This is a genomic window from Arsukibacterium sp. UBA3155 (assembly GCA_002364615.1).
Lineage (GTDB): Bacteria > Pseudomonadota > Gammaproteobacteria > Enterobacterales > Alteromonadaceae > Alishewanella.
Genome location: DEYP01000015.1, coordinates 258,561 through 279,601 on the forward strand (window position 1 = coordinate 258,561; position 21,041 = coordinate 279,601).

Genomic DNA, 21,041 nt, shown 5'->3' on the forward strand with positions numbered 1-21,041 from the left:
TCCCATTAGTTAAAAATAGACCGCAAGACCCAGCGCCACATTAAGGTTATGAGTCGTTTTCTGCTCTGCTAAAATAGTGGTTTCAAACACATAGTCGGTTACCACTAAATCAAGCGCAAGCCAGTCAGTTACATACACGCGAAACTGACTGCCAACTTTAAAAGCAAATACTTTGTCACCGGCAAAATCGACATTACCGGCTCCGGCAAACAGCGACCAACCGGTATTTACCGCATAATTACTGCCAAGGTAAACCTGGCCGGGCAGCAATACATAACCGAGCTCAGCGCCGTAATAAAGCCACTCGCGCTCACTGTCAGTTAACAGCGGCGCCGCGCCACTTAACCGCTCGTACGATGTCAGGCCGGCTTTAGCCATGGCATATTCGGCACTGATGTATAAATCTTCATTAATATGGTAACTCAGCTGCAATGCGCCCAGGCCACTGCTGCCAAAGTCTTCGATCGCCAGTATTCCGCCACGCAGGGCAATCACAAAATTCTCCGTATCCAACCGTGCAGGAATGATCTCTGACTGCTCTATTTGCGGTTCAATTCTGCTATTGCTGTCGCCCGGTTGCTGTGCAAGCGCCAGCGGGGATAACAACCATAAAGCGCTGACTAAAATGCCAGACGTAAGCCTATTAACCATGTATTCGTCTCTTCATTAATATCGCGGTCAGTACTGACCAGCGCTCTGCGATAACGCAAAGTAGCCTGTGCCCGCTCGGTTAGCGGATAGTTCAAACCCATTTCCATTGTTGCCAGCGGGCTGGTGCGCTCCTCGGTTTGCACTAATACGGTGCGCGGCCGGGTTAACAGTACGCCACCGCCTAACGCCACATAAGGTGACACCTGCCAATGTGGCCAGGGGCTGACGCTCAGTTGCAGCAGATACTGCTGGCTGCTGGCTTGCTGGCCACTGCCCTGACCGGCGCTCAGTTCTATTGCTATAACGTCAGAAAACAAATAACTGCCGCTTAGCTGGTAATAACTGGTGCCGGCAAAATCGCCTGCTGCCAATCCAAGCTCCCAGTGGCGCTGGCCCTGGTCGGCCTGCCACAGTGCCGTGATGCTTTGCTCAGCACCTGGCAGGTATAAATAATCCAGATCGGTCGCGGCGAGCCATAACTGATGCTGGCGAAACTGCACTTTTACCCAACCCGTTCGCTGCATCAGCAATTGCAGACTGTCGCTTTTCAGTGCTACTTCAACTACCGGATAACCGCGACCCGGCCCGGTGCGTAAATCAACGTAGTCCTTTTGCACCAATACCTGTTGTGCCAGCACCGGTGCAACCAAAGCAAAAAACAGTAACGTAGCGCACCAACGCATCTAGTCAGGCTCCACGGCAAAGGGCGAGTTATAATACTGTGCGCCCATGTCCAGCCAATGGCTTAACAGCCGCAGCTCTGCTGATGACAAATAGCCCTGATGACTGCCACCTGGCGTAAACTGCTGGAAAAACCGCGAGCTGGCACGTGACCCAGCGACCCGCATGCTCGGTGCTACCGTCACGGTAACCATTACCGGGATCGGATCGCCGTTTTCATCCAGAATGAGTTCGCCATCGGCATCCCGTAAAAATACCGGATTGCCATTGCCATCTACCGCTTGAACCAGACGATCAACCAGCACGCCACCGATAACCTCTTGCTCATTATCGTTGCTGAGCAATTCCCGGTAACTGGCAAACTGCTCCGCCTGAATATCGGAGGCCTGATTGGTCAGCTCCAGTTGTGCCGCCGGCACTGTGGAATTGCCTGCAGCATCTGTGCGGCTATGACAACTGACACAGGTGTTATCGCGCAGTAATTCGCTGGTTATCGGATCAAACTGACGGCGATCGAGCTGCCACAATGGCTGAATATGGGTTGGATAATCAATTCTTAAGCGACAGGCAGCCTGCCAACTGTCAAAACACTCAAGGCCAACCGGTGCAGTAGTCAGAAGATCAGCAAATAGATTTTGTTCGCTCGGATCAGGTTGCCGTAACGCCGGATCGGTCCAGATATCTTCAAATTTTAAACCGGCACTGAGCGTTTGCTCACCCAGCAGTCGCGCTATGGTCTGGGCCATAGTTTCACCGGCGTTAGGTGGTAGTAAAGGGTTGGCATTAGGAAACGCGGACGTTGCACTGGCCGGGCCCGGGTTAATGCTGGGCCACTCGCCACTGACCCTGCCGTGCGGGCGGGTATTATTGGCCGCATGGCAACCATTACAACTTAACGTTTCGCCAGCAGCCAGAGTAATCCACTGCTGATGCTGTGGCGATACCGCCTGGCCGTCGCTATTGAGTAAACTCAGCGCCAATGGCACGTTGGCTGGCACTTTTACCCTGACCGAACCGTCGGGTTGCACAGGTACAATGCCAACCAGCTCACGCATTAGCTGACGCCGGTTTACCCCAAAGGCAAAATTAGGTACCTCACGTACTTCCTCTGGTGGAATAGGTACGCCCCGAACCAGACTCATATAGCGCACCGGCCGCTCGGCGGCACTGGTTTGCATTGGATCAGCGAGCTGTGCTACCGGCAAAACCGCTTCGCCACCAATATCATACACACTGCGAATATCTAAAATGGCTTCACCATTTGCGACCAGTTCAGCATCAGCATCTGGGTTGGCGGGTAAAAATACCGGCCGGGTATACTGCTGCAATACCACTGCATCACTTAACAATTGTTGCTCAGCACCAAGTTTCACCGGTACCTGAGTCTGCTTAATTAAATCGAACAGCCATAAACCATACAACGGGCTCGCGGCCGGGAACGCTGCCGGGTCATCCAGTTGATTACAACTGGTAATCACCTCATCCACCACTACCCTGCACGGCGACCAGCTCACCAGAAACCGCTCTGAGCCATCTTTAAGGGCAAAAATATCCTGCACCAGACCCGCAGGCTCCGGCCGGCCTGAATTATCGAAGCTCCAGGGCAGCAACGGCGCTTGCGCCGGTAAATTAAGTACTTCCTGATACAGCGGCTGTTCGTTATCGCTGGCCAGTGCCAGCGCAATCTGAACTGGTAATGCATTTAAGCTCTGCTGGTTACGGCTGCGCAGCAATGTTGCAACCTCATCGTTGGCCAATACCAGCGGTTTAGCAAAGTCGACCTGGCTGTTCGCTGCACCGGTTTGATGAGAATGCCAGCCATAGACTAACTGATTGGCCGAACCGTCCGGGCGCATCTGATACCAGTTAAACATATTGCGATCGCTTTGGTTATCCCAGCGACTATATAAAATATGTCCATCAGCCAGCACCACCGGATACAAGTCATGGCTCAGGTTAAAGCTAATTTGCTCAATCTCAGAACCGTCTGCATTCATCACATGCAGGTTAAACGCGGGGCCCTGTAAATCTTCATGTAAGCCACTGTACTGCGGCTTAAATTCGTCCAGTAAAATTTGCCGGGCTTTTTGTTGACGGGTAGAACTGAACACAATACGGCCATCGGCCAGGAATCCCGGGCTGATATCATGCCCTTGCTCTGCCAGCAGCGGGTCTGTTATCACCGGTGCCACAGTATTGCTGCTACGACTATAGCGCCAGAGACTCCAGCTCGGCTGCAATTCCTCTGGTACATCCTCCAGTTCCGGCGGGCGCAGCGCAAATATCAGGGTGTCGCCATCCGGCGATAGTGCCAGATCCTTAACATCGTATGGGGCACCGGCAAACAAATCAGCCAGTAGCTCACGCTCTGCCGACTGAGCAAATGCATTTTGTTTCAGAAATAGCTGTGCGCCTGGATTAAATGTCTCTGGAGCAACTAAATTGGGTTGATAAGGGTTACCTTCCTGATCTAGCAAGGGCCGGGCAACAAATGCCAGCGGGTATTCCTGAGCAACCGGATCGTTAGGTTCGTCCTGCACGCTGATATCGGCATTACAACCTACCAGAACGCATAAACAGGCCAGTAACAGAAAAGTGTGTTTAATCATTATGAGTAATACCGGCCACCTACTGCGATGACAACAATGTTAAAAAAAAATGTTTTTAAGTAAAAAACAGGCTTATCAGATTACCGTTGGCTATACGTCAGGGCAAGACAAAATTTTTCAGATCAGCAGTGCTACGGCGATATCATGGCGCGCTGTGCAATAATAGCAAATAGGCCTTTTCGGGGTTTTTCTGCAGTCTCAACCATTTATAACCGGTTAACGCCCGTTTTAACTGTTGGCAACTCGCGTTTTTTTAAAGATAAAAAAACAAAAAAGCCAGCAAAAATGCTGGCTTTTTTATAGTATAAAAGTATTACATATCGGCTTCAAACTCGGCCGGTATCGCTTCTTCAATTACTTTCTCGCCCGGTTTCAGTAACAAACGGCTGCGTAATTCTTTTTCAATTTCATCGGCAATGGCCGGATTCTCAATCAGGAACTTCATGGCATTGGCTTTACCCTGGCCAATTTTATTACCCTGATAGGCGTACCAGGCACCCGACTTATCGACCAGGCCCTGCGCCACGCCTAAATCAATCAACTCGCCGTTTTTGTTAATACCGGCGCCATACTGAATAATAAATTCAGCCTGTTTAAAGGGCGGCGCCACCTTATTTTTTACCACTTTAACCCGGGTTTCATTACCGGTAATTTCATCACCCTCTTTTACCGAACCAATCCGGCGAATATCCAGCCGCACTGAGGCATAAAATTTAAGGGCGTTACCACCGGTAGTGGTTTCCGGGTTACCAAACATCACGCCGATTTTCATGCGGATTTGGTTAATAAAAATACATAAGGTATTAGAACGCTTAATATTACCGGTAAGCTTACGCAGCGCTTGTGACATTAAACGGGCTTGCAAGCCCATGTGGCTGTCACCCATGTCACCTTCAATCTCCGCTTTTGGCGTTAATGCTGCCACGGAGTCGACCACCACAATATCTACTGCCGCCGAGCGCACCAGCATGTCACAAATTTCCAGTGCCTGTTCACCGGTATCCGGTTGTGATACCAGTAGATCTTCTACTTTAACCCCTAGCTTCTTGGCATATACCGGATCCAGCGCGTGCTCAGCATCAATAAATGCACAGGTTTTACCGGCTTTCTGGGCTTCAGCAATCACCTGTAAAGTTAAGGTGGTTTTACCGGATGACTCAGGACCATAAATTTCGACAATCCGGCCATAGGGTAAGCCACCTATGCCAAGGGCAATATCCAGCCCCAGCGAACCAGTCGACACCGACGCAATGTCCAGCGCCGTGCTGTCGCCCAGGCGCATAATAGAACCTTTACCAAATTGGCGTTCGATTTGAGTCAGGGCTGCACCCAGGGCTTTTTGTTTATTGTCGTCCATTGTTCACTCCAAAAATTCGGTTCGCACAAACACTGTATGCTCGTACAGTAGTCTAGTTTGGCAAAGCTGTCAATAATAAGATGCTGTGTTTAAGCGCATAATCGATGGCTTGCAGGCGCACCTGTTCGCGGTTGCCGCTAAACTGCTGCTGCTGGCTGCTAAGCTGGCCATTAAGCCAGAAACTAAACCAGACGGTGCCCACCGGTTTAGCAACCGAGCCACCGCCAGGCCCGGCAATACCGGATACCGCAATCGCTAGCTGGGCATTGGCTGTTGTTGCTGCTCCGCTGGCCATTTCTTTAACCGTTTCATCGCTTACCGCGCCAAATTGTAATAAAGTAGCGCTGCGCACCCCCAACAGTTGCTGTTTGGCTTTGTTGCTGTAGGTAACGAAGCTGCGATCTAAATAGGCAGAGCTACCGGCCACGGCGGTTAAATAGTAAGCAATGCCGCCGCCGGTGCAGGATTCAGCAGTGGTGACAAACCACTTTTTTCGTAATAATAACGCACCCAGCTCTGCAGCCAGTTGCTCAGTATCGGTTGCCAGTGCCATAGCCAGTCCAACAGGAAAATCAGAGTTACATTATGCCGTCAGACCAGAAACCGGAGCAAGCCCTAAGCAGCCATACCCCGATGATGCAGCAATATTTGGGGTTAAAAAGTGAGCATCCCGATATTTTGCTGTTTTACCGGATGGGTGACTTTTACGAGTTATTTTTTGATGATGCGAAAAAAGCTGCGGCGCTGCTGGATATCTCGCTAACCAAAAGGGGCCAGAGCGCCGGCCAGCCGATCCCGATGGCCGGTGTGCCGTATCATGCCATTGAAGGGTATCTGGCGCGGCTGGTGCAGTTAGGTGAATCTATTGCCATTTGTGAGCAAATTGGCGACCCGGCAACCAGCAAGGGCCCGGTTGAGCGCAAAGTGGTGCGTATTGTTACCCCGGGTACCGTTACCGACGAAGCACTGTTAAACGAGCGGCAGGATAATTTGCTCTGTGCTATCTGTGAGCAGCGCGGCCAGCTTGGTCTGGCGCAGCTGGATTTAAGCGCCGGCCGCTTTTTAATTAATCAGGTGGCCAATAGCAGTGATCTGACAGCGCTATTACAACGGCTTAACCCGGCCGAGTTACTTTACCCCGAACTGTTTAGCCAGCCCGAGTTGTGTCAATCGCGTAAAGGCGCCCGTCGCCGTCCCGAGTGGGAGTTTGAGCTGGCCACTGCGAAACGGCTGCTATGCCAGCAATTTGGCACCAAAGATCTCATCAGCTTCGGCGTTGACGAAGCCCCGGTAGCATTGATGGCCGCCGGCTGCCTGATGCAATATGTCAAAGACACCCAGCGAGCCAGCCTGCCGCATATCCGTGCCATCGCGCTGGAACGCCCTGAAGACTATATCGTGCTTGATGCCGCGACCAGGCGTAATCTGGAGCTGACCCAAAACCTCAGTGGTGGCGTTGACAACACCCTGGCAGCAGTATTGGACCGTAACCAGACGGCAATGGGCTCGCGCCTGTTAAAACGCTGGGTGCATGCGCCACTGCGTAATCAGGCACAGGTTAATGCGCGACTTGATACGGTAGCGGAGCTCACTGATGATACGGAAAGCTTGCAACCTGCCCTGAAAAATATTGGTGACATTGAGCGGGTTATCGCCAGGCTGGCTTTGCGAAGTGCCAGGCCGCGTGATTTTGCACGCTTGCGCCAGGCACTGGTTCAGCTGCCGGCATTACAGCAGGATTTAAGCTTTGCCAATACCTCATTGCTGCAAACGATTGCCAGCAACAGCGCGCCCATGCCAGAACTGTTGCAACTGTTAACTGCAGCAATAGTTGAAGCGCCGCCAGTGCTCATTCGCGATGGTGGCGTCATTGCAGACGGCTATAACAGCGATTTAGACCACTGGCGGGCGCTGGCCACCGGTGCCACTGATTATTTACAGCAACTGGAGCTGCGCGAACGTGAACGCACCGGCATTGCCTCGCTTAAAGTGGGTTTTAACCGGGTGCACGGCTACTATATTGAAACCGGCCGCAGTAGCGACACCAAGGTGCCACCGGAATACGTCAGGCGCCAGACCTTAAAAAATAACGAGCGTTATATTATTCCTGAGTTAAAGGAATATGAAGATAAAGTGCTGGGCAGCCAGAGCCAGGCGCTGGCACTGGAAAAACAGCTGTACGAGCAATTATTTGAACTGATCAGCCCCTTTTTAAGCCAGTTACAACAACTGGCCCAGTCGCTGGCCGAACTGGATGTGCTGTGCACCTTTGCTGAACGGGCGAGCAGTCTGAACTATTGCCGGCCGCGCCTTCACAGCGAACCCGGTATTGAACTGGCAAAAGGCCGCCATCCGGTGGTAGAACAGGTATTAACTGAACCTTTTATTGCCAATCCGCTTAGTCTTCATGCCAACCGGCGGATGCTGATGGTTACCGGGCCGAATATGGGCGGTAAATCAACCTATATGCGCCAGACAGCGTTGATAACCCTGATGGCCTATATTGGCTGTTTTGTACCGGCAGAAAGTGCCAGCCTGGGACCGGTTGACCGGATATTCACCCGGATTGGCGCTTCTGATGATTTAGCCTCAGGTCGCTCAACCTTTATGGTGGAAATGAGCGAAACGGCCACTATATTGCACCACGCCACCGAGCATAGTCTGGTATTAATGGACGAAATTGGCCGCGGCACCAGCACCTATGATGGCTTAAGCCTGGCCTGGGCGTGTGCCGATTATTTAGCGACCCGCATTAAGGCCCTGACCTTATTTGCCACCCACTATTTTGAGCTAACCGAACTGGCTAACACGCTGCAAGGTGTGGTGAACGTTCATCTGGATGCCGTAGAACATGGCGATGATATTGTGTTTATGCACCATGTGCAGGACGGCGCTGCCAGCAAAAGCTTTGGCCTGCAGGTGGCGCAGCTCGCTGGCGTACCTAAAGCAGTGATTAACCAGGCCAGACAAAAGCTTAGCCAGCTGGAACAACAAGGCCGGGCGCAGCTGGGCGTGGCGACAAAACCAGCCGGGGCCGAGGTGGCAAGCCAGCCAGCCGAGTTCCAGCAGCAACTGCCCTTGATGCCAGAGCAACATCCGCTAGTGCAACAACTGGCATCGCTTAACCCCGATGATCTTAGTGCACGCCAGGCACTGGATTTACTTTACCAGCTTAGCCGGCAGGCAAAGGAAACCTGATGTTATTAAAAGATCTGAGTTTATCCGCCGTTGTGGCCGGCTTTGTCGCGGTGCTGGTTGGGTTTGCCAGCTCGGTCGCCATTGTATTTCAGGCAGCCAGTGCCGCCGGTGCCAGCAATGAGATCATGGCCTCCTGGCTGTTGGCGCTGGGTATCGGTATGGCGGCGACTTGCATTGGCCTGTCGTGGTATTACAAAGCGCCGGTAATCACCGCCTGGTCTACCCCGGGTGCCGCGTTACTGGCCACCAGTTTACAGGGCCTGAGCATTGAGCAAGCCACCGGAGTGTTTATTTTCACTGCCATTCTGGGGCTGATAATTGGCATTACCGGCTGGTTTGAGAAGCTTACCCGGTTAATCCCGCTGCCACTGGCCAGTGCCATGCTGGCGGGCATTTTACTGCAATTTGGTTTTGCCGTATTCAGTTCAATGCAAAGCCAGTGGCTGTTGGTTGGCAGCATGTGTCTGGTGTACCTTATTGCTAAAGTATACCTGCCTCGTTACGCCATTTTACTGGTTATGCTAAGCGGCATTATCACCGTGGTACTTGGCGGTACTCTCGACTTATCGGCGGTAACCCTTAGCCTGGCACAGCCGGTGTGGGTCACTCCACAGTTTTCAGTCAGTGCATTAATCGGCGTAGGTTTACCGCTATTGCTGGTAACTATGGCCTCCCAAAATATCCCTGGTGTGGCGGTGCTCAGAGCCAGCGGCTATAACACGCCGATTTCGCCGCTCATTAGCAGCACGGCATTGAGCACACTATTACTGGCACCCTGGGGCGCCTTTTCAATTAATCTGGCGGCCATTACGGCTGCCATTTGTACCGGTAGCGAAGCACATCCTAAACCAGAAAAGCGCTATATTGCCGGCATCGCGGCCGGGGTGTTTTATTTGCTGGCTGGCTTAGCCGGGGCTACTGTCGTTGCGCTTTTTGCCGCCTTTCCCAAAGAAATGGTGGCGGCACTGGCCGGGCTGGCACTGATTAGCACCATTGCTGCTAATCTGGCGACCACCACCAGCGAGCCCAAATACCGCGATGCGGCAGTGATTACCTTACTGGTCACTGCATCCGGTGCCAGCTTTTTTGGGCTGGCTTCCGCCTTCTGGGGCTTAATCGCCGGCGCGGTTACGGTGGCTATTCAGCATAAAAAAAACGCCGGTGATTAACCGGCGCTGTTCAACTGCAAATGTCAGCTTTATTAGCGGATCAGACTCTAACGCAGCGGGCTGGCATGGGCAGCACCACGGAATACCGCATTGATATACAGTAAATGCATGCCATCAACATAGGCGCGGAAGTTCGGCTCCTGGGTAAAGCTGATAACCTGCCCTTTGCCTACGGCCTGCACCATTACCAACGGCTTATTGGCAATTTGCAGGCGGTTTTCATCCCAGACAAAGCCGCCGGCCAGTAATTGCTCTGCTGGCGCAAACCTGACCACATTACGGCCATCAGCAATGGTTAATGGCTGATACACCTGATTACCAACGTACACACTATTGACGGTCTCTGGCACCCCTGCGGTCAGCCAATGCTGTTGGTCAACTTCGGCGCGGGCTATAAAACCTGGCACCCAATCCGGATCGGCTTTTTCGGGTACCAGCCACTGCTGATATTCCTCAGGCGTTTTGATGATACTGCCGGCAACCTTGCTCTCTTGCTCTGTCTTTCTCTCTTCACCTTCACGCACTTTATATTCGCGCTTGCTGCTCAGTAACGGGCTTTCCCCGGCCAGCAACAGGTCGGTAGCATTACCCAGCGCAATCAGCACGCCGCCGCGCTCGACAAAACTGCGTAAATTTGCAAGGCCACTATCACCCAATATCTGCTGATAACTGCCACGGCTGCTGGCCGGTACAATTAACACCTGATAATGACTCAGATTGCCACCACGCAACTGCTCCGGACGCATCGCCGTGACCGGATAATTTAAATTGCGCTCCAGCACAAAACGGGCACTGCCAGCACTTAATGGGTTCGTCGGTTCATCCCACAGCATAGCTACATTGGGCTTATGCAGCGTTTTCACATTATAAGAGCCAAAATTAGGACCATCGGTTACCCAGCTTGTATCTATGCCGGTAACGGTGGCACCACTGGCAGCCGCCAGCTGCTCAACCTGCTCTGAGAGTTGCGGGCTGTTATCGGCATTACTTACAATTAAACTACCGGCCGGGTAGCGCTTACCATTTTGATGGGTAAAGGGTAAATCGCTGCTTTTTACGGTTACGCCTTGTTGCAATGCGCCACTGGCAAAGCGGGCTGCTGCCATATCGCCCCATGGCACAATATAACCAAAGCTGGCAGCAGGGTTAGTTACCTTACCGGCCAGGATCCGCTCCGCGCTAACCGTGGTGGTAGCCACATTCACCGCCCGGTTACAACTGACTACCGGCAGGTTATACATCAGCGGTAATGACCAGGCTGTCACATCGTATATTTCGTCTGGCAGATTATTTGCGCGCCGCTGTTCTTGTTTAGCAATAAACGCCTTGTCCATCGGCACCGTATCATCCAGCAAGGTGCGTATTAAATGATACGTTGGCTGGGCGGTGTTAACCACATAACTACCTGCCTGATAACTTTCACCACAGGCTTTAAAACTTTCGGTTGCTTTACCCACCGTGATGCCATGCTCGGTCAGAATCGCGCTTAATTTGGTATGGCCAGCCTCGTCGCGCTTCGCCGGGAAAATAAAGCTGCGCACCGGGCCAGAGCTGCCTTGCTTAATGGCATCTTTGCGGTACTGATAAAAGTTCGTCAACAGCTGTGGCGCCCGCTGACTGGCTGTTTCAATGGTGGCCATAAAGGCGACAAAATTCCGCTGTACACCATCGGCAAAAGTGAGTATTTCACCGTCGTCTTTACGATACTGATGACCCCGGGCTGACGCCATTTCGTACGTCATGGCGACACTGCCCTGGTACAGCGGCCAACTGGCACCATAGCCCGGGTAAAACGCATCAAATATTTCCCGGGTAAAATAGTCGTAACCAAATTTATCAAACCAGCGGGCATTGTTTTCACCCAGCCACTGCAGGCTCTGGCGCTGATTGGCCTGAATATGCGGATTATACGGCTCGGCCTCCGGGCTGAAGTAATAGCCCATATCGCCACCCATTTCATGCGAGTCGACAAACACCAGCGGATAGACCTGTTGCAAGGCCTTAACCCGGCCGCGGGTTTCCGGCTGGGTTAACGAGATCCAGTCACGGTTCATATCAAACAGATAATGATTGGTGCGTCCCTGTGGCCAGGGTTCGTTCTGCTCGGCCGATAACCGATCAGCCGAATGCTCGAGGCCGACCGTGGCATAATAACGACTGACAAAGCGGTTGCGACCATCCGGGTTTTGCAACGGGTCAATGTAAACCAGGGTATTACTCAGCAAGCTAGCGGTTTGCTGGCTATTATCCGCCAGCAAGTGATACGCCAGTGCCATGGCGGACTCCGGAGGACTTATTTCATTACCGTGCAAACTACTGGCAATCCAGACACTGGCCGGCAGCTCACTAATCAGCTGCTGTGCTTCGCGTTCACCCACGTTTTGCGGGTTGGCCAATTGCTGCATTTTCAGCTGAATATCCGCCAGCCTGCCAATATTTTTCTCGCTACCAATCACCACATAAAACAGCGGCCGGCCCTGCCAGCTTTTGGCATAGGGAACCAGTTTAATCCGGTTTGGATGCGCCTGTGCCAGCTGTTCAAAATACTGTTTTATCTGTGCCGGCTCTGCAATCCGGCTGGCCAGAGGAAACCCCAGCACCTGTTCAACTGAGGCAACGGTGTCGCGATAGTCACTGTCCGGAAATACCGGCACAGCCTGGCTGGCCGCAGAGCCCAGCGCTAACGCCGCAGTCAGCACAGCAATTTTTTGTAACGACATGAAAAACCCTTCTATGTTGCTATATGATAGTTAGCCTACGCTAAGCGGCCTGTCTCAATGATGCAATACCGCGGCCCCTTTGTTGCGACCAACTGTGACAAAGCTACGCCAGATGTTATGTCATTTTAAACGTTTAACTGGTTCACTGTTTGCAAACAGAAACGGGCGCCAGAGCGCCCGTTTTGTTAGTATCCCGTTAATACCCCGCGTGCTTAATCCTGAAACAGCGTCTCAATATTCAGGCCCTGATGGGTCACTATTTCCTTTAAGCGGCGCAGTGCCTCTACCTGAATTTGCCGCACCCGTTCACGGGTTAAGCCAATTTCATGACCGACATCTTCCAGAGTTGACGGCTCATAGCCCAGCAAGCCAAAACGCCGGGCCAGCACTTCACGCTGCTTCGGGTTTAGCTCGTCCAGCCACAACACCAGGTGCTGACGAATATCTTCATCCTGCAGTTCACCCTCTGGTCCCTGCTCTTTTTCATCCGCAATTACATCCAGTAGCTGCTTTTCCGAGGCACCGGCTACCGGCATATCAACCGAGGTTATTTTTTCGTTCAGTTTTAACATTTTGCGCACTTCAGCCACCGGCCGGTCCAGCGCTGCGGCAATTTCTTCCGGGGTCGGTTCATGGTCAAGCTTCTGCGATAGCTCGCGGGCGGCACGCAAATAAATATTCAGTTCTTTCACCACATGAATAGGCAGCCGGATAGTCCGGGTCTGGTTCATAATGGCACGTTCGATGGTCTGGCGGATCCACCAGGTGGCATAGGTAGAAAAGCGAAAGCCCCGCTCCGGGTCAAACTTCTCAACCGCCCGGATCAGTCCTAAGTTACCTTCTTCAATTAAATCCAGTAATGCCAGACCACGGTTAATGTAACGACGGGCTATTTTGACCACCAGCCGCAAGTTGCTTTCAATCATTCTTTTGCGGGCAGCGGCATCGCCTTTTAACGATAGCCGTGAAAAATACACTTCTTCTTCAGCGCTTAGCAGCGGAGAGAAACCAATTTCACCCAGATAAATTTGAGTGGCATCCATGGTTTTGTGGCTGTCATCTTTGGCAAATACATCATCGGGTATCACTTCTTCACCCGCCAATTCTGCCACATCTGGCTCCATCTCTTCGTCCAGGGTTGCTACTTCCTCTGTCAACTCGTCTTCTTTTAATTCTGCGTCTGACGCTACAACTTTAACACTCTTAAGTCCCATATCCTTTCTCCCACGTCTGCCGGGTGTCGGGGCTGACTAAGCTACCTTCCTGCCTGCGTGCTTGTGTTCAAACGCTAACCTTGCTGGTTAGTCTCATTGTCACGATATTTTTGTTATTACCACAGCGTTATTAGGGCAGCGCTTTGTTACACTTTATCGATCTCAGGGTAAATATCGTATCGGATCCACTGACTTACCCCTAAAACGTATTTCGAAATGTAACCGGCTATCCGTCGCATCGGTTGCTCCCATCTCAGCAATTTGCTGCCCGGCAGCAACCTGTTGCCGCTCTGCGACCAAAATACGTTTGTTGTGCGCATAAGCACTTAAATAATCGTCGTTATGCTTAATGATAATCAAGTTACCATAACCGCGTAAGGCACTACCGGCATATACTACCAGGCCATCTGCAGCGGCATTTATTCTGCTGCCTTCCCGTCCCGCAATATCTATCCCTTTATTACCATGTTCCAGGGTAGAAAATTGCGAAACTATCTTACCTTTTACTGGCCAGTGCCATTGCACCTTGTTTCCAGCTAAGGTATTATCCGCGGTTTTTTGTTCGTTTTTAGCTGTTGTAGTCTGAACATAACGTGTTTGTTTTGTTGAAGCAACAGGTTTAGCGGCATTTGCTGAACTATTTGATTTTGCTTGGGTTGGCTTTGTTGTCCGAGCCGTCTGCGTTGTGGTAGCCGGTTTTGCCCGGGTGGGCTGGCGGTTGGTCGTTTTAACCGGCGATGAGGTTGCATTGTCCCGATTACTGGCTGCCGACCTGGTCACGGCAAGCTGGATAACCTGGCCCGGATAAATGGTATAAGGGCTGTTTATTTTGTTGCTGCTGGCTAGCGTGCGCACGTCGACCCCGGCCCGAAAGGCAATGGCATACAACGTATCACCACGCTGCACCACATACTGACTCGCTGCCAGCGTGCCGCGGTTACGCTCTTTGTAAGGGTTTTCTCTTAGCTCAAGCGTGGTTACCGGCGCCGGACCAGAGCTTGAGGTACAGCCACTCAGTGCTGTCAACAGCACACCTGGCAGTATTGCAATCAGCCACAGGCCGGTGATCCGGTTAATGTGCTACTCCTTCGCTTTTACCGCTGCAGCGGGGTTAAACAACCGCTCTAAATTCATTAACAGGGTAATCATCATCATTCCGGCTACTAATGAACCCACGGCCAGCAACAGATCATGGCTGCCAAGCTGCTGCTGATATTGCCACGGACTCAGCATCTGTTGCTCATACTGCCATGGCCAAATCCGGTATAGCGCGCCGATAACAACCCCAATTAATAATGCCAGCGTGGCATCGTGCCGATGCTGCAATAGCCAGTTCAGCAGTTTAGAGAAGCTGAGTAAACCCACCAGACAGCCGCTGGCAAACAAAATAATTGTCCCCAGCTGTAACTCGGTAACAGCCAGCATTACCGGGCCATACATGCCTAAAATCAGCAAAATAAAGGCGCCGGAAATACCGGGTAAAATCATCGCGCAAATCGCCACCGCGCCGGCCAGAAAAAACATATAGGGTGCCGGGTTTAGCTGTACCGGCGCCAGCATGCCAATACCCACAGCAAATACCACCCCTGCACCACACAACATCAGGCGCGGTGCCGACCAGCTGACACTGCGCAGTAATACCGGTAATGACGCCAGAATTAAACCGTTAAAAAATGCCCATAGCGGCACCGGGCGATACTCCAGTAAATAACCAATAACGTTGGCCAGAGAAAAAATACTTAGCAGTATTCCTGTCACCAGGCAGAGCAGGAAAGTCCCGTCGATATGCCGCCATAGCTGAGTAATACGGCCACTTAGCAGCAGTTTTACTGCAGTTATATTCACGGCGCTGATCGCCGCCAGCAAACGGCTGTAAATACCCAGTATAAATGCCAGAGTACCGCCTGAAACGCCCGGCACAACATCTGCTGCCCCCATGGCCAGGCCTTTAATTATCCACTGTACATAGTTTTTCATGATTGCGTGTGACTGCCTTCTACTGCTTACGGTTAACCTAATTCACCTGGCACCAGAGGTACAAAGCGTACGGCTTCAATATCGGTACTGCTAAAGGTATCGCCGGTTCGCTGATATACCCGTAATACCTGATCTTTTAAACCAACCGGAATAACCAGCCTGCCACCTTCACTTAATTGCTGCAATAACGCTTCAGGTACTTCAGTCGGCGCGGCAGTTACAATAATGCTGTCAAATGGGGCTTTGCTGGGCCAACCTAACCAGCCGTCACCATGCTTCATTGACACATTGTGTAAATCCAGTTGTTGCAACCGGCGTTTCGCCTGAAACTGCAATGCTTTGATGCGCTCAACCGAGCAGACATGCTTAAATAAATGGGCCAGAATAGCCGTTTGATAACCCGAACCCGTGCCAATTTCCAGTACTTTGCCCGGTGCCTTACCCTGCAGCAATAACTCGGTCATTCTCGCCACAATATAGGGTTGCGAAATGGTCTGGCCCTGACCAATCGGCAGAGCAGTATTTTCATAGGCTTTATGCGCTAATATCGCTTCGACAAACAGGTGACGGGGTACCTGCGATACCGCCTGCAGGACCTCGTTGTCGCTGATGCCTTCTGTTCGCAATTTTTGGGCTAATACCGCTGCACTTCGCGCTGTTGCTACTGCCATATTACAACCTGATCCCCGCTAACCACGCTTTCAGTGTATCCATACTTTTGTACGCTGACATGTCGACATGTAACGGCGTTACCGATGCATAGCCATTTGCTATGGCAAAAAAATCGGTACCCTCACCTGCATCAAGTTCAGGCCCTAACGAACCATACCAGTATATTTTTCGTCCCCACGGGTCAGTGTCGCTGCTCATGGTTTCTGCTTTATGGCGCCGCCCCAGCCTGGTTACCATAATGCCTTTTAAGTCATCAAGGGCAATAGCCGGCACATTAATATTCAGAATTTGATCTGCCGGTAACGGATGCGACTTCAGCTTTTTTATCACCTCGACGGTAACATGCGCAGCCGTTACAAAATGCTGCTCTTCACGCCCCGCCAGTGATACGGCAATGGCCGGTAACCCGAGATGACGCCCCTCTGTTGCGGCAGCAACAGTACCGGAATAAAGCACATCATCACCCAGATTAGCGCCATGATTAATCCCGGCAACCACTAAATCCGGGGTAAAATCCAGTAATTGGCTGATGGCCAGATGAACGCAATCGGTTGGCGTACCATTAACCGCTATATAACCGTTATCCAGAGTCTGCGTGCGTAGCGGGTTAAGTAGCGTCAGGGAATTACTGGCGCCACTGCAATTTCGATCCGGGCCCACGGTGGTTACCTGTGCAATCTCAGATAATGCCTGTTGCAATACCTGAATGCCTTTAGCATAAACGCCGTCGTCATTACTTAGTAAAATTCGCATTGTTACTCCATGTTAAGCCGGGGTTACGTCATGTCAGCCAGCGGCCGGCTGCCATCGCGGTAGCACGCTAGTTCTCGCAGCACACTGGTGGCAAAACATCCTGCCGGCAAGGCAAAACTCAGGGTAACCCTGTCGCCGGTTATAACGGCATTAAGCTGCTGTGGCACTAACCGGATGCTGCGCCGTGCCCCTTGTAGCCGATATTCTGCCAGGCCCTGACACCATTGCTGATGCGCCGCCAGCGCTTGCTGCTCCAATGCTGCCGCCTGCTGGCTTACCACAGCACCGTCAATACCTACCAGCGGTGCGGTGATATGTACATCAGAGTCCAGCAACCGTTGTTGTAACAGGTCATCGGCTTTTTCTACCTGAAAAATCGAGCCGGTACCATCCAGCTGCAGAATATCACCGTCCAGTACCTGATTAAACAGCCCCTGCGCGATCCGGGCAGATAGCACCGTATTAAATAAAAAAGAGCGGCTGGCCGACAACGCCAGGCCCCTGATTTGCCGATCGGCTATCCGTTCACCTGCGAACAAACCATTGGCCAGCGCCAGATTTCCGCCGGCACGGCCAAACCGTTGCTCACCAAAATAATTAGGCACGCCCGCTTTAATCAATTGCAAGCGCGCTACCAGTGCATCAGGCTCACTGACCTCGGTAAGGGTTATCTGAAAATGATTGGCTTTTAAGGCACCTAAGCGCAATTTGCGATAGTGGCGTACCACTTGCAATATTGTGCACTCTTCCAGTTGCCAGTGCTGCCAGGCCAGCTCTTGTTTAATTGGCCATTTAAAACAAAACCATTGCCGGGTCAGCGCATGCCGATCTTTTAAACCGGCATAGCTGATATCGCGCATCCGTAAACCGGTTAACCGGGCCAACTGTTTGGCAATATACTGAGTGTTCTGGCCGCGCTTCTCAATTTGCAGCAGCAGGTGCTCGCCACTGCCGCTGGGCTGAAAATTCAGCTGCTCGTCAACAATAAAGTCCGTGGGCTGAGTGCGAATGACCGCCGTAATTTCTGGCGCGCCATTTAAATACAGCCATTGTGGTAAGGCGGGTGTGGCTAATTCGTTCATTGCTGCTTAACCAGCAGCACGACGGCCTCAGCCGCGATGCCTTCTTTGCGACCGACAAAACCCAGTTGTTCGGTAGTGGTCGCCTTAACATTTATCTGATCAACATCTGACGCTAAATCGCTGGCCAGACACTGACGCATGGCACTGATATGCGGTGCTATTTTCGGGGCCTGTGCCATAATCGTCACATCCAGATTATTCAGCTTATAGCCAGCCTTGGTGGCTTCAGCAAACACATGGCGCAGCAGAATGCGGCTATCAATGCCTTTATAGCTGGCATCGTTATCCGGAAAATGATGGCCAATATCCCCTAATGCCAGCGCGCCCAGTATCGCATCGGCAACTGCGTGCAATACCACATCACCGTCGGAATGGGCGATTAAACCCTGGGCGTAGTCAATTTTAACCCCAGCCAGGGTTACCGGGCCGCTGCCACCAAATGCATGGACGTCAAAACCATGGCCTATCCGAAAATTCATGTTGTGGGGTACTCCAGATCCTGTTGCTTTAAAAAATAGCCCGCCAGGGTCAAGTCAGCCGGACGGGTAATTTTAATGTTATCAGCCGAGCCTTCAACCAGCAGCACTGGCTGATCGGCCCACTCCATTGCCGAGGCTTCATCGGTAATGGTCATGCCCTTAGCAAGCGCACCGCTTATCGCCTGACGTAGCAGCGCGGTGGGGAAAAGTTGCGGGGTCAGCGCATGCCATAACTGCTCACGCTCGACCGTTGTAACCACCAGGGTTTGAGCAGCGCCGGCATCACCGCGTTTCATGGTGTCACGTACCGGGCAGGCCAGAATGCCACCGTGGCCGGTATGCCGGCAACGGGCAATAAGCGTGCTAATATCCGCCTGACGCACCAGCGGCCGCGCGGCATCATGCACCAACACCCAGGGGTACAAGGCATCATCAATCTGGTTCAGGGCATTTAGCACCGAGTGTACCCGCTCCGCACCACCAGCTACCCGCTTAATGCCGGCACCAGCTAACGGCGTGGTTGCAAAGTACGGGTCGGCGTTATCAAGCGCCAGCCAGAGCGCATCAATTTCTGGATGAGCGCCTATACGCTCAACACTATGTTGCAAGATCGTTTTGCCATCAAGGAGGAGATATTGTTTGGGAAGGTTCGCCTGCATTCGTCTGCCAACCCCGGCGGCGGGTATAATGGCGGCAATATTAAGGTCTGACAGCGGGCTCATGGCTTACCCTTTGATGCATCCTGTTGTCCTTCAGTTTGCACTATCCGGAAAAACACTTCATGTTCGCCAATTAAACCTAATTCGTTGCGGGCCCGCTCTTCTATGGCTTCTAAACCTTGCTGCAAATCGGTCACATCAGCAAGTAACATCCGGTTGCGCTTTTGCAGTTCCTGATTACTGGCCCGCTGGGTGGCAATTTCATCCAGCCGCTGTAAATAGTCGGTCACACTGTACTGACCAAACCATAGACGGTATTGCAGCAGACAAAAAAGGATCAGCAATATTCCAATAAGCAGTCGCATAAGCCAGTTTCTGGTGAAGTAATAACGTTATTATGCTGACTTGCACCGGCGCTGCAAAGCCCTAATTGCCACCATGGCAACAATTATTAAGCATTTGCGTGTTATTTCAGGCCGTTGGCGGCCTGATAGGGTTTGGCAAAGTTTTGCCAGTTTAAGCGGCTGGTTAACAATAATTCTCGTAAACTCAGTACTCTGGGTGCTTTTTTGACATTATTTAACCACTGATGACCACAGCTGGCTGCGGTGATGATGGCTTTATTCGGTTTCAGTAAAAATTTACTGGCGTTGTCATGTTGCAGCGGCGTGCCATTAAAGCTGAACCAACCGTGCTCGTTGCAATGTAAGCGCTCACCCTCGCTATCCACCTCATCCACGCTGTCGAGTACAATGTGTTCCAGGGTCATCTGCTCGTTATAAACGGGAACAATCAGCCCGGGCTTCGCTGCCTTATGATAAAAATTAGCGATCGGATCTGCCTGCTGCTTTCGCGCTGGGCAATTGCTCAGTTGTTTGTGAAACCAGGATGCGTTCTGGCTATCAAGTTGTAACTCACTGCGATAGGTTACAATATTGGCCGCCGCCCGGCGGATATAAAACGGCAACGCCGCCAGCCTTTTTTGTAACAGCGGCAGCTGATCGACGTTCATGTTGGCCAGGCGCAATAGCTCACGTTCGTATAAAGCATTGCATAGCTCGGTATACGTCTGATTATCGCTGGATACCTGCCAAAAATGTGGCTGGTTGCTGTAGGGTTCTATCATTCGCTGATGTTAGCCAATCCCCTGGCGCTTGTAAAAGCAAAAGTAGCGGGCGCACTGCAAAAAATGCTAGGTTAACGCTTTTAAAATAAGTAATAGCGAACGCGGATGAAACGTCGTCAATTTATAAAAGCCAGCCTGCTCACCCCTGTCGCCTTAGTGCTGGGCGCCAAGCTGGTAGCCACCCTGCGCCCTTATCCGGTGTCTGACATTCTGATGCAGATAAAAGCGCTGCCAGCAGCGCGTTTAACGAGCAGTGGTGCGTGGAATGCCAGCCAGATTTTGCAACATTGTGCCCAGAGCGTCAGCTATTCCATTTATGGTTATCCTGAGGCGCGCTCGCCTTTTTTTCAATACACGGTGGGTAAACTGGCAATCAATGCGTTTGCGGCAACAGGTACACTGCATCACCCACTGGATGAGCCCATTCCCGGTGCACCTGCGCTTGAACCGAGCCTGCCTAACGACGTTGCCCTGCGGGAACTTATCTACACCGTGCAGCAATTTATGGACTGGCAAGGCCAGATGCAACCACATTTCGCCTTTGGCAGCCTGACCAAAGCCCAATACTACAGTGTGCACCACCTGCACCTGCAAAGTCATTTAGCGCAGCTCCGTATTAGCTGACAGCAAAACCACTTAAACCACATAAACAACAACGCCACCTTGCGGTGGCGTTGTTGTTTGTTTTGGCAGG

19 protein-coding genes are annotated in these 21,041 nt (G+C 51.9%); 3 read left to right on the forward strand and 16 right to left on the reverse strand.

Annotated features, from left to right (window positions below; translation table 11 throughout):
• Nucleotides 1-9 precede the first annotated feature (9 nt).
• The 5 genes from B2X65_RS06350 to B2X65_RS06370 all read right to left on the reverse strand — a co-directional run bounded on the left by B2X65_RS06350 (nucleotide 10) and on the right by B2X65_RS06370 (nucleotide 5,851).
• A complete protein-coding gene (locus B2X65_RS06350; protein ID WP_290611354.1) occupies nucleotides 10-651 on the reverse strand; it encodes an outer membrane beta-barrel domain-containing protein in 642 nt (213 codons plus the stop codon).
• Nucleotides 621-1,334 (reverse strand): SH3 domain-containing protein, encoded by a 714-nt coding sequence (locus tag B2X65_RS06355; protein ID WP_290611355.1) that lies wholly within the window; start codon nucleotides 1,332-1,334, stop codon nucleotides 621-623. Before B2X65_RS06355 ends, B2X65_RS06350 begins: the two co-directional genes overlap by 31 nt.
• Nucleotides 1,335-3,941, reverse strand: coding sequence for a hypothetical protein (locus B2X65_RS06360; protein WP_290611356.1), 2,607 nt, complete (start codon nucleotides 3,939-3,941; stop codon nucleotides 1,335-1,337).
• Nucleotides 3,942-4,254: 313 nt separating this feature from the next.
• The gene (gene recA / locus B2X65_RS06365; RefSeq protein ID WP_290611357.1) at nucleotides 4,255-5,298 is read right to left on the reverse strand and encodes a recombinase RecA; all 1,044 of its coding nucleotides are present in this window, start codon (nucleotides 5,296-5,298) and stop codon (nucleotides 4,255-4,257) included.
• 52 nt (nucleotides 5,299-5,350) lie between these two features.
• Nucleotides 5,351-5,851, reverse strand: coding sequence for a nicotinamide-nucleotide amidohydrolase family protein (locus tag B2X65_RS06370; protein ID WP_290611358.1), 501 nt, complete (start codon nucleotides 5,849-5,851; stop codon nucleotides 5,351-5,353).
• Nucleotides 5,852-5,883: 32 nt separating this feature from the next.
• Between B2X65_RS06370 and mutS the strand changes: the two genes are divergently transcribed.
• Together mutS and B2X65_RS06380 are read left to right on the forward strand one after the other, a co-directional pair.
• Nucleotides 5,884-8,496, forward strand: a complete 2,613-nt coding sequence (gene mutS, locus B2X65_RS06375; RefSeq protein WP_290611359.1) for a DNA mismatch repair protein MutS — start codon at nucleotides 5,884-5,886, stop codon at nucleotides 8,494-8,496.
• The gene (locus B2X65_RS06380) at nucleotides 8,496-9,665 is read left to right on the forward strand and encodes a benzoate/H(+) symporter BenE family transporter (RefSeq protein ID WP_290611360.1); all 1,170 of its coding nucleotides are present in this window, start codon (nucleotides 8,496-8,498) and stop codon (nucleotides 9,663-9,665) included. The genes mutS and B2X65_RS06380 overlap by 1 nt, the downstream gene beginning before the upstream one ends.
• Nucleotides 9,666-9,712: 47 nt before the next feature.
• Here B2X65_RS06380 and B2X65_RS06385 read toward each other — a convergent pair whose 3' ends face one another.
• The 11 genes from B2X65_RS06385 to B2X65_RS06435 form a co-directional block, all read right to left on the reverse strand.
• On the reverse strand, nucleotides 9,713-12,385 hold the full coding sequence (locus tag B2X65_RS06385; protein WP_290611361.1) for a M14 family metallopeptidase: 2,673 nt from the start codon (nucleotides 12,383-12,385) through the stop codon (nucleotides 9,713-9,715).
• 212 nt (nucleotides 12,386-12,597) lie between these two features.
• Nucleotides 12,598-13,599: an RNA polymerase sigma factor RpoS gene (rpoS, locus tag B2X65_RS06390; protein WP_290611362.1), complete on the reverse strand. Its 1,002-nt coding sequence runs from the start codon at nucleotides 13,597-13,599 to the stop codon at nucleotides 12,598-12,600.
• A 162-nt stretch (nucleotides 13,600-13,761) separates the two neighbouring features.
• Nucleotides 13,762-14,631 (reverse strand): peptidoglycan DD-metalloendopeptidase family protein, encoded by an 870-nt coding sequence (locus B2X65_RS06395; protein WP_290611363.1) that lies wholly within the window; start codon nucleotides 14,629-14,631, stop codon nucleotides 13,762-13,764.
• Nucleotides 14,632-14,679: 48 nt separating this feature from the next.
• Complete coding sequence (locus B2X65_RS06400) at nucleotides 14,680-15,576, reverse strand: DUF368 domain-containing protein (protein ID WP_290611364.1); 897 nt, start codon at nucleotides 15,574-15,576, stop codon at nucleotides 14,680-14,682.
• A gap of 32 nt (nucleotides 15,577-15,608) precedes the next feature.
• The gene (locus B2X65_RS06405) at nucleotides 15,609-16,247 is read right to left on the reverse strand and encodes a protein-L-isoaspartate(D-aspartate) O-methyltransferase (protein WP_290611365.1); all 639 of its coding nucleotides are present in this window, start codon (nucleotides 16,245-16,247) and stop codon (nucleotides 15,609-15,611) included.
• Between the two features lies 1 nt (nucleotide 16,248).
• Complete coding sequence (surE, locus tag B2X65_RS06410) at nucleotides 16,249-17,001, reverse strand: 5'/3'-nucleotidase SurE (protein ID WP_290611366.1); 753 nt, start codon at nucleotides 16,999-17,001, stop codon at nucleotides 16,249-16,251.
• A gap of 23 nt (nucleotides 17,002-17,024) precedes the next feature.
• Nucleotides 17,025-18,083, reverse strand: coding sequence for a tRNA pseudouridine(13) synthase TruD (truD, locus tag B2X65_RS06415; protein ID WP_290611367.1), 1,059 nt, complete (start codon nucleotides 18,081-18,083; stop codon nucleotides 17,025-17,027).
• Entirely contained in the window at nucleotides 18,080-18,562 is a 483-nt protein-coding gene (gene ispF, locus B2X65_RS06420) for a 2-C-methyl-D-erythritol 2,4-cyclodiphosphate synthase (RefSeq protein ID WP_290611368.1), read from the reverse strand. The genes truD and ispF overlap by 4 nt, the downstream gene beginning before the upstream one ends.
• Nucleotides 18,559-19,284 (reverse strand): 2-C-methyl-D-erythritol 4-phosphate cytidylyltransferase, encoded by a 726-nt coding sequence (ispD, locus tag B2X65_RS06425; RefSeq protein ID WP_290611369.1) that lies wholly within the window; start codon nucleotides 19,282-19,284, stop codon nucleotides 18,559-18,561. The genes ispF and ispD overlap by 4 nt, the downstream gene beginning before the upstream one ends.
• Nucleotides 19,281-19,586, reverse strand: a complete 306-nt coding sequence (gene ftsB, locus B2X65_RS06430) for a cell division protein FtsB (protein WP_290611370.1) — start codon at nucleotides 19,584-19,586, stop codon at nucleotides 19,281-19,283. Before ftsB ends, ispD begins: the two co-directional genes overlap by 4 nt.
• Nucleotides 19,587-19,687: 101 nt before the next feature.
• On the reverse strand, nucleotides 19,688-20,347 hold the full coding sequence (locus B2X65_RS06435; protein WP_290611371.1) for a hypothetical protein: 660 nt from the start codon (nucleotides 20,345-20,347) through the stop codon (nucleotides 19,688-19,690).
• A 105-nt stretch (nucleotides 20,348-20,452) separates the two neighbouring features.
• Between B2X65_RS06435 and B2X65_RS06440 the strand changes: the two genes are divergently transcribed.
• Nucleotides 20,453-20,971, forward strand: a complete 519-nt coding sequence (locus B2X65_RS06440) for a DUF1569 domain-containing protein (protein ID WP_290611372.1) — start codon at nucleotides 20,453-20,455, stop codon at nucleotides 20,969-20,971.
• Nucleotides 20,972-21,041 lie beyond the last annotated feature (70 nt).